This window comes from Shivajiella indica, assembly GCF_042683085.1.
GTDB classification, from domain to species: domain Bacteria; phylum Bacteroidota; class Bacteroidia; order Cytophagales; family Cyclobacteriaceae; genus Shivajiella; species Shivajiella indica.
In genome coordinates this window covers 335,927-349,303 of record NZ_JBHUIV010000010.1, presented here as the reverse complement: position 1 = coordinate 349,303, position 13,377 = coordinate 335,927, and the positions used below count along the sequence as shown (strand labels likewise).

10 protein-coding genes are annotated in these 13,377 nt (G+C 37.6%); all 10 read right to left on the bottom strand.

Annotated features, from left to right (window positions below; translation table 11 throughout):
• Positions 1-12: 12 nt before the first annotated feature.
• On the bottom strand, positions 13-1,359 hold the full coding sequence (locus ACFSKV_RS04845; RefSeq protein ID WP_380800759.1) for a TolC family protein: 1,347 nt from the start codon (positions 1,357-1,359) through the stop codon (positions 13-15).
• Position 1,360: 1 nt separating this feature from the next.
• On the bottom strand, positions 1,361-2,035 hold the full coding sequence (locus ACFSKV_RS04840) for an ABC transporter ATP-binding protein (RefSeq protein ID WP_380800758.1): 675 nt from the start codon (positions 2,033-2,035) through the stop codon (positions 1,361-1,363).
• Positions 2,036-2,265: 230 nt separating this feature from the next.
• Complete coding sequence (locus tag ACFSKV_RS04835) at positions 2,266-4,722, bottom strand: ABC transporter permease (protein WP_380800757.1); 2,457 nt, start codon at positions 4,720-4,722, stop codon at positions 2,266-2,268.
• A 417-nt stretch (positions 4,723-5,139) separates the two neighbouring features.
• A complete protein-coding gene (locus tag ACFSKV_RS04830) occupies positions 5,140-7,551 on the bottom strand; it encodes an ABC transporter permease (RefSeq protein ID WP_380800756.1) in 2,412 nt (803 codons plus the stop codon).
• A 271-nt stretch (positions 7,552-7,822) separates the two neighbouring features.
• Positions 7,823-8,320 (bottom strand): GNAT family N-acetyltransferase, encoded by a 498-nt coding sequence (locus ACFSKV_RS04825; protein WP_380801379.1) that lies wholly within the window; start codon positions 8,318-8,320, stop codon positions 7,823-7,825.
• 17 nt (positions 8,321-8,337) lie between these two features.
• The gene (locus tag ACFSKV_RS04820) at positions 8,338-10,029 is read right to left on the bottom strand and encodes a CocE/NonD family hydrolase (RefSeq protein WP_380800755.1); all 1,692 of its coding nucleotides are present in this window, start codon (positions 10,027-10,029) and stop codon (positions 8,338-8,340) included.
• 18 nt (positions 10,030-10,047) lie between these two features.
• The gene (locus tag ACFSKV_RS04815) at positions 10,048-10,812 is read right to left on the bottom strand and encodes a DUF1835 domain-containing protein (RefSeq protein ID WP_380800754.1); all 765 of its coding nucleotides are present in this window, start codon (positions 10,810-10,812) and stop codon (positions 10,048-10,050) included.
• 222 nt (positions 10,813-11,034) lie between these two features.
• Positions 11,035-11,574 (bottom strand): DinB family protein, encoded by a 540-nt coding sequence (locus ACFSKV_RS04810; protein ID WP_380800752.1) that lies wholly within the window; start codon positions 11,572-11,574, stop codon positions 11,035-11,037.
• A 264-nt stretch (positions 11,575-11,838) separates the two neighbouring features.
• A complete protein-coding gene (map, locus tag ACFSKV_RS04805) occupies positions 11,839-12,603 on the bottom strand; it encodes a type I methionyl aminopeptidase (RefSeq protein WP_380800751.1) in 765 nt (254 codons plus the stop codon).
• Positions 12,604-12,618: 15 nt separating this feature from the next.
• Positions 12,619-13,137, bottom strand: coding sequence for a DUF5946 family protein (locus tag ACFSKV_RS04800; protein ID WP_380800750.1), 519 nt, complete (start codon positions 13,135-13,137; stop codon positions 12,619-12,621).
• Positions 13,138-13,377: the final 240 nt, after the last annotated feature.

Here is a 13,377-nt window from a genome sequence, read left to right as displayed (position 1 = left end):
TAAATTCCTTTTTCATTCTGCTGTTTGCTCTCCTACTTCCAATACACCCAATGCATACCTCAATATGATCTCTTGAAAAAAGAGGGTATATAAGGCTTGGGCATAATCCGACTGGGCAGTGACCAATTGTTGATTGGCCTGGGAAAGATCCACAAAGTTACTGACACCGAGCCTAAACCTTTCCGAAATGGCAGATTGGGCTTCCACTGCTGCCGTCAACTGTACCTTGGTGGCCTCTTCTCTTTTGATCGCTGCTTTATAATTTTCATAGGATAACTTTATTTCCTGACCTATCCTTCTTTCCAATGCCATTCTTTCCAATTGCTGGTTATGGAACTGAACCTTACTTCTGACCACATTGGCTTTGTTGTTGAAATTATTGAAAATTGGGATGTTAAGGGAAAAGCCAAGTGATTGCTGAGGGAAAATCTGCCACAACTGGGCATTGATACTCCTTTCATCAAAAGAAGTATAGAAGGTATTGTAATTGAAGAAAGCATTGATCTGGGGATAATATGCCGCTTTGCTGGCTGCCAACATTCTTTTATTCCCATTCTCCATAAGCTGTTGTTGCTGGAAATCTTTCCTTCGCTGAAGTGCCAAATCAAATAATTCATCCAATGGCATATTAAAATACTCACTTTCCATTGGTACTATGCTGACCGGTTCAACGACAGGCAATACATTCGGTTCTAATTGAAGTGTTTCAGCGAGGACCCAAGCGTCTGTTTCCCATTGGATCTTGGCATTCAAAGCTACTGTTTCCAGCCTGGCCACTTCTGATTGTTGGTTATATTGATCAGAAAGGGTCCTTAAACCGGCCTGAACAAATCCTTCAATCTGCTCCAATTGTTTTTTCTGGTTTTCAAGGTTTTCCAATGCAATACGGTACAATTCCTGATCCAATAATACCTGGAGATATTGCTGTGCCACATTGAACATCACATCCTGAGCTGCCCTTTCCAATCCATATTTACCTGCTTCCTCAAAATAATGGGTTGCTCTTGTGGTATTGATTCTTCTGGCGCCATTAAAGATGGGCATGTTGGTGTTTAAATTGGCCGTAATGATATTGTTGGCTTCAGTGGTAACTATCAGTTCACCTTCCACCTGCTGAAATTGTTGTCCAATTTGCCTAAAGGTATTGTTGCTCAGGTTGAGACTGGGAAGGTGACCCAAAACAGCTGCCTTTTTTTCTATCTTAAGCACTTCTTGTTGATTTTGCAAGGATTGATAGGTAAGGTTATGGTTTAAACCGATCTGTACAGCCTCCCTAAAATTAATTCTCAAAGTATCCTGAGCCTTTATTTCTCCAATAAACGCACCTAATATCAAACTGGTAATCAGTAATTTTTTCATATCAAATGGTAATATCTCTATCAATTTTTCCGTCCAACATTTCAATTAATCGGGTTCCATAATCTGCATTTTCTCTGGAATGGGTTGCCTGGATAATAGTGGTGCCTTCCTTATGAAGTTCTTTAAATACCTCCATGATTTCCTTTGCCTGGGCAGAGTGTAGGTTACCGGTAGGCTCGTCTGCCAACAAAACCCTTGGCTTTCCCGCAATAGCCCGGGCAATTCCCACCAATTGCTGCTGTCCGCCTGACAACTGTTCAGGGAAAAGGTCCTTTTTGGCAACCATCTTGAACCGATCCAATAAATCTGCTATGATACTTTTCCTTTCAGATGAAGAAACATTCCGGTACAAAAGTGGGGTTTCTATGTTTTCATAAACTGTCAGCTCGTCTATTAAATGGTAGGCCTGAAAAATATAGCCAAACTCTGATTTATGGAGATTGGATTTTTGCTTATCCTTCATGCCATTGATAGACTTTCCATCAAAAACATATTGACCTTCATAGTCTTCATCCAATAGACCAATAATATTCAACAAGGTGGATTTTCCGACTCCGGAAGGTCCCATTAAAGTCAAAAACTCTCCCTGTTCGATGGTCAGGTCAATTCCTTTTAATATAAATATCCGTTGAAACCGGGATTCTATAAATTTGTCAATATTGGTAAGTTGTATCATTAGAAATTCAATTGGTTCAATTTTTTTTGATCATTGGTAATTGGTAATTGGTAATTGGTAATTGTTAATTGGTAATTAATTATTAATCATTTGTATCTATCCCATTCCCATGCCATAAAAAAGGCCCCAAAACGATGTTTTGAGGCCTTTTTGAATAAACTATTGTATTTTGTTCCGAACAACATTGTTCGCTGGCGGACGAAAATCCAATCATGATCTAAGATTCACATTTATTCGCTTTTTAATGAATCAATAGGATTTGAATTAGCTGCTCTAAAAGATTGTAGCCCCATAACTGACCAGGATATCAATAGCACTACAACAGCCACCAGAAAAAATATTCCAAAACCTAAATCAATCTTATATTGATAGTTTTCTAACCAGGATTTCATTCCCCACCAGGCCAATGGTGCACCTATTAAAAAGGCAATCAAAACCAACTTGGTAAACTCTTTTGACAGGAGTAACACCAAAGAACTTACGGAGGCTCCTAAAGCCTTTCTGATTCCGATTTCCTTCTTACGCTGTTCAGCTGTAAAGGCAGTCAGGGCAAACAATCCCATACAGGCAATAAAAATCGCAAATCCGGTAAATGCTGCAAAAACCTTTCCTATCCTGGTTTCTGAAGCATACATGGATGCAAACCGCTCATCCAAAAATTCATAGGTGAAAGGCTGCCCAGGAGCCAATTCTTTCCATTTCGTTTCCACCAATTGCAATACTTCCTGTACATCCTGCGCCCTGAACTTAAAGGAAGCAATTCCTGTCGGGTTAGGGTCCAGGTACATCAATACAGCTCCGATGTTTTCCTTTAGGGATTCAAAATGAAAATTCTCTACTACTCCGATCACTGTTCTGACCTCCAAATTCTCTGTATCCAGGCCTGAAATATTATTCCCTGAAAAAGTAGAGATTTTCTGCCCTATCGGATCTCCTTCGAAATTAAAATTTCTTAAAGCTGACTCATTGATAATGACACCGGATGAGTCGGATGGAAAATCCATGGAGAAATCCCTTCCTTGGATAATTGTCATCCCCAAGGTGTTGATATAATCAAAATCCACCCGCCAATTTTGAATCGATACCAGATTTTCCTGATCCTGAATGTCCCTTCCCAAAACCCACCAAGGATTATCAGCCCTATTGGTGCCGGAAACCGGCAAGTAACCACTCAAGGTTCCTTTTTCGATCAGGGAACTACCTAAAATTTGCTGCTTAAAGGATTGCTTTTGATCTCCTAAGGCATATAAATCATGTACCATGATAATTTGCTCCTTATTGAATCCCAGGTTTTTATTCTGTATAAAATTCATCTGGGAAAACAGCACTATCGTACAGAAAATCAGAATAATCGATATTGAAAATTGAAAGACCACCAAGGAACTTCTTACTTTAGCACTTTTCATGCCACTGGACACATCCCCTTTCAATACATTAACAGGCTTAAATCCTGAAAGGAAAAATGCCGGATAAATGCCTGCCGTAAAACCTACAAGGATTGAACCCAAAAGTAGGCTAATATAAAAACCGATCCCATCCAATGGTAGCTTTAAATTTCTACCTGCCAAGTCATTAAAGAAAGGCAGTAATATAGAAGCAATAAAAATTGCCAAAGAAAAAGAAATCAAGCTCATCAGGAAAGTCTCTGTCATAAACTGAAAAAACAGATCCTTGCGATCCGATCCCATACTTTTTCTCACTCCTACCTCCTTGGCACGGTTAGAGGATTTGGCAGTAGCAAGATTCATAAAGTTGATGCAGGCAATCAGAAGGATAAATACTGCTATTGCAACAAATAGATATACATAAGTGATGGAAAAATTTGCCTTGAACTCCCCTTGAAGATCAGAGTGCAAATGGATATCCAGTAGAGGCTGTAAGGCATATTCCAACTTATTCCCGCTTTCCCTGAAGGTTTCCAAAGTAAAATCCTCTCCCAAAACCTGCTTAAGTACAGGGCTGATGTGCTTTTCTGTCATGGCAGTAATTTTTTGCTCCATTTCCCTAACGTCCGCACTGGGGTTTACCAATAAATAGGTCTGAAAATTATTGCCCAGCCAATTTGGGGATTTTGCTTCGGGTAGGCCTTCTGCAGCAAGCAAAACATGAAAATCAAAATGGCTGTTTTCCGGAATATCCTCATATACCCCTGTGATCTTATAATCAGTCTTGTTATCCAAAACCAAACTTTGCCCAACCGCATTCTCCCCTTTAAAGAACTTTTCAGCTAAAGTCTGACTGATCAACATGGTATTGGGTTCATCCAATGCACCCTTGCTATTTCCCTGTATCAAAGGGATGTTAAACACCTTCAAAAAATCTTTACCCGCAAAAATGACTTTATTCTCTTTGATATTTTCCTCAAACCTCTTGATCAAAAAAGAACCCTGATTTCTAAAATGTACTGCTGCTTCCACTTCAGGGATCTCTTCAACTAAAGCATCCGCCATTGGCGCAGGGGCATAGGTCATTTTCATGGCATTACCGCCAAAAACAATATCAGAAGTTACCCGGTAAATCCTCTCCGCATTGGGAAAGTGCTTGTCATAACTCAGTTCGTTTCGTACAAAAAGCGCAATGATCAAACAAAGTGCAATACCCAAAGACAAACCCAAGACATTGATGATGGAAATACTCTTTGTTTTCCAGAAGCTTCTTATGGCGATTTTGAGGATGTTTTTTAGCATATGATTGGGTTTTGTTATGAATTAAAGAGTTTGGTATTAGTACAATGTACCAATTAAAATCAGCCAAGATGGACGCGTGGTAAATGGTATTTAGTCTGGGTTAATTGAGCTATTATATTGTTTATGGGCTAAACTATATTTGCTTTATTAATTCAACCCCTTCAGGGTTGATGCATCAATCTATATTCCTAAATTCCCGAGTTCCACTCGGGGCAATTCAAGGTTTAACCCCTTCAGGGTTAAATCTACCTTAGATTCACGACTCAAGTATCTCCTTTCTTGTTACTTTTCTCTCATTTCTCCTGCCTTGGTTCTTGTATCTTGCATCTTGTTTCTTGTTTCTAATCTCTCGCTTCTAGCATCTCCTTTTTAAGACCAAGACCTTCAAGGTTAATAAAAACCTCAAAGGTCGAGGGACTATTCACTTTTCAGCACTTTTGCCGGATTGGTTCTGGCAACTCCAAGAGAGTGAAATCCTACTACCAAAAGGGCCAATAAAAGCACCCCGGCACCTACAGCAAAGTATAACAGATAGGGCATATCAATCCTGTAGGCATATTCCTGCAGCCATTTATTGCTGAAGTAATAGGCTGGATATGATGCCAAAGTAAAAGAAATCAATACCAGCCAAACATATTGCTTGCTGACCAGTGCAACCACCTGAAGTATACTTGCTCCCAAGACCTTTCGGATGCTGACTTCTTTCGTCCTTTGGGCAATAGTAAATGAGGATAAACCGAATAATCCCAAAATAGAAATCAGGATGGCAACACCTGCTGCAAATCCAAGTACACCTTGGATTTTTCTGTCTTCCTCATAGAAACCTTCCAAAACCTCATCCATAAAATTAAACCCCGAAGCTTCATAGGGGAACACTTCCTGTACAATGGATTCCAGTCTCTGTTTGGCAAAAGCCAGATTTTGTTGGGAAGATATTTTTGCTGTAAGCAGGTAGTAATAGTCGGGTTGGTATATGAGCACCATAGGCATAATTTCTTCCTTCAAATTCCTTGCATTGAAGTTTTCCACTACCCCAACTATGGTATTCTGTTCCGCTCTGAAGTTAATGCTCAGCCCAATCAACTCCTGAGGGTCTGTTGCCCCCATGGCTTTAAGAAAATTACGGTTGACCAAAATTTCATTCCCTACATTATTCGCTGTTCTACCGGCCAGCAAAGGAATCCCGTTGACAGACACAAATGCAGAATCCACATTCATCACATGTACATTTAATTGCTGCTCCACCGAATCCACCATCACATAGGCATCAGAAGTCCAAATGGAGTTAGAAGAAACCAAATTATTACTCAGACTCACTCCTTGCACGAAGCTTTCATTTCGGATTCTATCTGCCAACAACTCTCTTTGGTCTCTTTCTCCCATAAATGGAAGATTTGTGTACATAACTGCTTCTTTTTCAAAGCCCAAAGGCTGAGAACTGATATACTTCAATTGGCTGGTCAACACCAAAACCATGATAATAAAAGTAATGGAAGCCGTAAACTGTAAAACTGCCAGGTTTTTCCTTAGAAAAACCCCAAAAGAAAAACCATGTTCATGATGCAGCTCACCTTTGAGTGCCCGCTGTGGATTGTAATTGGCCAATACAAATCCTGGATACAGCCCGGATACCAAAGTTACCAATATGGCATTGGATGCCAGGAAAAACAAGCTCAGAGGACTTAGGAAAGAGGCTTCGAAATTTGCAGGGAGATAACCCGCAAAATATGTTTTGATCAAATCAGCAATAAAAATCGAAACCCCTGATGCCAAAAGTACCAATACAAAAGTTTCACTCAAGAATTGAAATATCAATTGACCGCGATTACTGCCAAGGGTTTTTCGGATACCTACTTCCTTAGATTTATTTATGGCCAAAGCAGTTTCCAAATTGATAAAATTCAGACAGGCTAACAGCAAAATTATGAAACCAATATAAACCAGTCCATTCAACAAAGTTTTTGAAATCGTCGTATCATCGTAATTTTCGCTGAAATGAATTTCTGAAAGTTCTTCTCCAACATATTCAGGATGACTTTCCGAATCATTAAAATACTTTTTTGCCAACGTGGACAGTCCTTTATCCAAATTTGCTTTTCCTGAATTTTCCGTAATTTTCACAAAAAGCTGATTGGAGGTATTTAAATTGTTCCAACTATGTAAGCCATACCATTCTTCTTTTTCATTTTTGGCAATCGTGCTGAAAGAAATAAAGTCCGTAAAGATAAAATCCGTGTTTTTTGAATAATCAGCTACTACACCCTTTACCTGGGCATAAATGGAGTCTGAAGCATCAACCCAGAGGATTTCCTTCCCAAGGATTTCATTGGCTTCCAATCCAGGGAAATATTTTTCCAAACTATTTTCAGTAATAACTGCTGAGTTGGGTTCCAAAAGTGCTGTTTGAGGGTTTCCTGCCAACCAATTCCTTTGGAAAATCTCAAAAAATCCAGGATTGGCAAAGGCAACTTTATCACTTCTTCCTATTACCTTATTTTGCTCAGGTATTGCTACCATTACCTGGAAAAGAGAATATAACCTTCCTTTTTGTTCAATCATGGAAAGTTCTTCGTCTATTACCTCTCCCAATGGACCGTTGGTACCGGAAGTTTGAAAGATGTTACCTTCCTCCCACTCCTCTAAGGTATTAATCCTGAAAATCCTATCGGCATCCGCATGAAACCTGTCAAAGCTGTAAGCATGCATGACCACATTGAAAATAAGCAGACAAATAGCAATACCAAGAGATAGCCCAAGCACATGAACTAGCGTTCGGAGTTTGTTTCTCCTGATGTTCCTTATAGCGATGATGAAGTAGTTTTTCAGCATAAAACTATTTTTTAAAGTTCCAGGATCAAAAATCTACTTCTATGGTTCAAGACCTATGCCAAAGGAAAATGCCTAATTTTTATTGAAATCCTTGTTTTGATCTGGAGGAATTAAAAAGAGGCGAACAATTTTGTTCGGATGCGGACGGAATATATGAATTCATTTGAAAGTGAAATATGAAAGTAACTATATCTACCCAAATTCCTTCATAGCTGAGGAAAAAAGGGAATGAATCAAATTCCAGATAAATTATTATAAGTAAAATCTATAGTTACTTTTCATAACTATCTTTTATTAAGGAAGAATTAAATATTTCATATTTAACTCCTTGCTGCCCTTCAAAATCAAATGCTCCACAAAAAGTCATACCAATTTTTTCGAGAACTTTGATGGAGGCGATATTTTCTTTCATTGCCCGCCCAATAATTCTTTCAAGCCTTAATACTTTAAAACCGAAATCCAAGCAGCTTTTAGCTGTTTCTGTTGCAAAACCTCTTTTCCAATATTCCTTGAAAAACCTAAACCCAATATCATAGTCATCTTCTTCCGATCTGAATTTTAATCCACACCAACCCATGAATTTTAGTGTTTCTTTATTTATTACAGCAAGGCGTCCTATACCATATTTTTCGTATTGATCATAGTTTGAAAGAAAGTCTTTTGCAGCTTGAAAGTTTACAAAGGGTCTATCACCCGTAAATTTCAAAACCTCTGGGTCAAGATTAAGATGATAAAAGTCAATCGCATCCTCTATTGTCAGATTCCGCATGAATGTTCTATCGGTTTCTATAAATATTGATCTGTCCATACCGGGATTTCAATAAAACTACTATTAAACCATTTGATTACCATTGGTTTACCGGCATCCTTTATGGTTTCCTGTGCGGGATCTTTTCCGGAACCATAGTTGATAATCTCAAAGGGATGTTTGTTGATGTTGAGCAAAATGACTAAACAACTTCCTTTGCTTATTTTCTTACTGACAAACCGCGTATTGTCGAAAGAAATATTTTCTTTTTTATTCGGACGTAGTAGCTGACGCTTCGTGTTGTCTTTGGCGAAGCTTGCTCTTCCCACATAACGGGTTAGAAAAAAATATCTTCCGTCCGGCATTAACTCGTAAAATGCCATGGAAATATCCATGTCCTTTTTGTTGGTGCCCACCAAAAGATTCCCTGTAAAAGAACCACTTATAATAAACTCATTTTCAATAGGCTTAGAAGTAAAAACCAAACCATTACTTGCATCCAGAGAGTCGAAGATAATTTCAGGTGTGTAATAATTGTTTTGGCTATCCCTGTCCTTAAAATCTATCGTTTGTTTTTCAAATCTTTTTGTTTTTGGCTTTTGATCAGTCAATGTTTGATGATCCAAATAAAGAGTTAAAGTATCATTATTAATTGTCTGCAATGTAGCTGCATGCTTCCACTCATTGGTACCCATTACCTGGAAGTTTACCTTGTCTTTCAAGATATCAGGTTTTGTTTTCTCTTTTAAAATATAATCAAGCCATTGATATGCCAAATCCATCATATTGATATTGGCAACACTATCTATCTCATATCCCATTAAGTTTTTCGCAGGCTGACGTTGTCCGCCCCAATGGTCATAGGGTCCAATGACCAAATAATGCGCTGTATTTTTATTGTATTTGTTGTGGAGTTTGAAATATTGAAGTGCTCCGATTTGGGATCCATCGAAATAGCCGGTTGTGGTCAAAACAGGAATATTGATCTCGGCATACTCTTCCGGCGTAGGAACCATAGATTGCCAATAATCGTCATAAGCAGGATGAGACAACCACTTCTGGAAAATTGGATTTTGAAGACCTGCTGCACTATCCAATTTATTATATGCTATTCCTTCATTATAATAGTCAAATTGCAAGTCCCTCGATAAGGGTTTATTTTTATAAATGTTGTCATTGCTCCAACTCAAAATATGGGATAAGGGAACATTGTTTTCCATTGGAAAATCATACCCGGGCATAACCGCTACCTGAGGAACAATGGTTTTTAATGCTGGATGTGTATTTTTTACAGTTGCCCATTGAGAATAGCCAGTATAACTTCCGCTGAACATTCCCACACTTCCATTACACCATGGCTGTTTACTTATCCAGTCAATAATGTCATGAACGTCTGTAGCCTCGTTTTCAAAGGGTGCATAATATTTCAAATCAGTTTTAATACCTCGGGCATAAGCTACAATTCCCACATAATCCCGGTCCGCAGACCTTTTTCCAAAGATGGCATCTCCTACTCCCTGATGATAAGTGGTATAAAAAAGAATGGCAGGCAAAGGTTGTTGGTTAGTTTTTTTCCGGACAATAACCGCTGAAATAGCTATTCCTGCTCTCGTAGGGATAAGTACACTGTCCTGAATGATATACAGACTATCTTTATTTATGGCCTGTTGCGCATATGAACCTATGCAAAACATAAGTATAAAAAAGGCTGATAATAAATATTTCGTCATTTTAAAATTGAAAATACCTTATTTTTGCAAGTTCTTAATTTCTTTATCGTAAATGACTTTAAGCTGTAAATCCCCCAATCCATAAATGCCTTCCCTATTTGAAAATTCCATGAAAACGTCTTGAAAATTGGTTGATTTTGTCTCAAGGATTTCTTTTACAATTTTTTCAGGCCTTCCCAAGGAGTTATCTTTTGGAAATCTGTCCATATGGGCCTGACAGACTTTGTCCAAGTGTTGAAAACAGTTTGAAGACACCTTTGACAATTCCTTTAATTTGATGAAGTCCCCATGTTTAAAAGCCGTCCACAGATTTTTTCCCAGCTCCATGTCTTCGGGTCTAAAAATTTCTCTTGAAGCATAAGATTGTTCAAGCATTTCAGCATTGGATACTGCAAATCCCTTACAAGTACCATAAGAATCAATATTGGCTGGAAAAATTCTATATACCTGAATATTAGATCTGTCTGCAAACAAAGAAATCACAAACCACATATTTACCTGACAAAATAGATCATTACCAAACCAAAGACAAACTTTTGAGTCATCTGGAATAGCCACTAATTTCTCAAATTCACCTGCTGTCTTGGAATAATAAAAATCCTCTGAAGTATTGAAGGTTTCCTTGATAAATTTCGCCCTTATTTTAAAAAAATCTGAAAGGTTATCGGCAGCCAAGTCCCCTTCCATCAAGCATTCCCTACAAACAATAAAATTCTGGTCAATTCTGATTTCTTTTAACTGGCCAGTTAAACAATCTCCATTTAAAACATGGTAAGTTTCCAAATTAATATTAGTTCAAAGTATTAAATAAAAGACAAAGGTTTAACGCAGGTCCTGTTTTTATAACAAATCAGAAAAACAGTCAAATTTTTAAAGCAACTTTTTTCGTCGAGTCAAACACAAAGAAATCAATATTTATCTTTTTATAAAAAAATGAACTGGTTTTGTGTTAAGGATAGGAGACTGTGATAGACCTGGAAAATTCCCTACCCGAGCCTTCCCCAATTAAATCCCCAAGTCTTTTTTAAGATTTGAAATCTGGTGAAAATGTCTATCAATATGGAATCTTATAAACTCTAATCTTTGAATGGCATTAAGCGGACCGCAAAGAAAATGAGGGTAAATGACCTCCTCCAATGGTAAATCTTTAAGAACAGGTATTAAATTCAATAAAAGGTCGTCACAATTTTTGAAGTGAGAAGTCCAAACCCCAAGACTCCATTTTCCTTGAGGGGTTGCAGAAGGGGGTGCCGTTTCTTTTTCCTTCCATGTTCTATGTATTATTTCTTCAATGGTTTGTCCGGTATTCTCACTAGGCCCTGACCAAATAGGAGTGCCATTTCTAAAATTTTCAGCAGCTGTAAAAATTAGATCAAATCCTCCTCTTTCAGCCAATACTAGGTGTTCTATAATTTCTTGAATATTCCAATGATCTTTACTTAATTTTAATGAACCTCCATCTTTGTCTATGTCCTTAATAAGCTCGATAATATGGGTTCGGGATAGTTTGATATCGTTCAACAATAACTTAATCGGATCAGCCATGGTCAAATATTTTGGTGCAATTACATTTTTATTGATTAGGTATTTAACAACTCATCTGACAGTTAAAAAACTATGTGAAATACGGGGTTAATTCCTATAAATTTCCTAAGTGTTTAATAAAGCGAAAAAAAATTAAAAAACCTATAATATGTACCTCAAATCAGGAAAGTATTGGGTATTGAAAGAATCTCTGCTTCTTGCCTCTTCCAAAAGCTCTTGACCCGTTTATTCTGACAATTTTTTTGATTCATTTTGCTCAATTTCTCAATCCCAAATCTCATTTTTTTCAGTTAGAACAATAGGTTTTTGGTCGGTAACAATTATGGTATGCTCATGTTGGGCCATAAAACCACCTTTATCGCCTACCATTGTCCAGCCATCATTTAAAGTAACCGCATAATTTGATCGGGTTGATATAAAAGTCTCAATTGCCACCACACTGTTTTTCTTAAATCTCATTTGGTTCAATCTGTCCCTAAAGTTTGCGATTTCGGAAGGTTCTTCGTGGAGACTTCTGCCGATTCCATGCCCGGTAAGGTTTTTAATAACCTTATATCCCCGCTTTTTGGCTTCTGTTTCAATGATATGTCCAAGATCCGAAATTTTAACCCCTCCCCTAATGTTATTAATTGCTTTATGGAGAATTTCTTTTGATGCATTGACAAGTTTTTGATGCCCATTATGATCAGTACCAAGAACAAAAGATGCTCCATTATCTGACCAAAATCCATTTAATTCTGCGGAAACGTCTATATTTACCAGGTCCCCTTCCTTTAAAATTTTCTTTGATGAAGGTATACCGTGACAAAATTCATTGTCAACACTGATACAGGTCCAGCCCGGAAACTTATATGTTTTGAACGGCGCAGAATCTGCTCCAAAATCCTTAAGAATACTTGCTCCAAAATCGTCAAGCTGCTTTGTAGACATACCAGGTCGGGCGAAGTTTTTCATTTCCTTCAAGGTGTAAGCAACAACGTCACTTATCTTTTTCATTCCCTCAAGTTCAGATTCTTTGGTTATAGACATTTTTTGCTATTTAGATTATTGATTGTTTAAAAAATCATTGACCAATTTTCCAATATGGTCATGCTGATGCTTCCATGATTCCCAAACTGATTTTGCCCATTTTTCCGCTAAATTATAATGTAATTCTGGTTTGTTGTTATCCCATAATTCATAAATGGTTAATTCTCCAAATGTTGCTGGAGGTTCAAGCCATTTTAACAATTCACTACCTTTGAAATATTGCGAAAAGTTCATTTTGAACGATGCAGCATCGGCAACATGTAAATCCCGTTCAAATATCATATATAGAGAGGCCAAATGAATATTGATAGAATTAATAGCTCTTTTATCGTCTTTAATACCCACGTGCTGTGAGGTGTAGGCATCTACAGTAAAGTGATGAGCTTTGGCATAGGTAAAATCTGAGTATTCTCTATCCATCACTTCGCAGAACATTATCCAACAACCAGGTGAAGATAATAAATAATCGTGGGTCTCTCCTTCAATGTTCAGTGAATTTGAACCACAACCAAAGCACTTTATATATTCTTCCATTTCTTATTTAGGTATTACGAAATATTAATCAATTCCACGAAAAATTAAATAAGGAGGTTTTTAAATCAAAAGAGATTCCACAGGTTTTTGTATTTAGAAATAGGGGAAATCACCATGCCTCGTGAACGATTCCTTGCCAATTGCCATGCCAAGTATAAATTACTGAATATTGTCCAAAAAGGGCTTGAAATCAGATTTAATATCAAATTAATGTGAACATTTTTGTTCTTAAAAGGACAA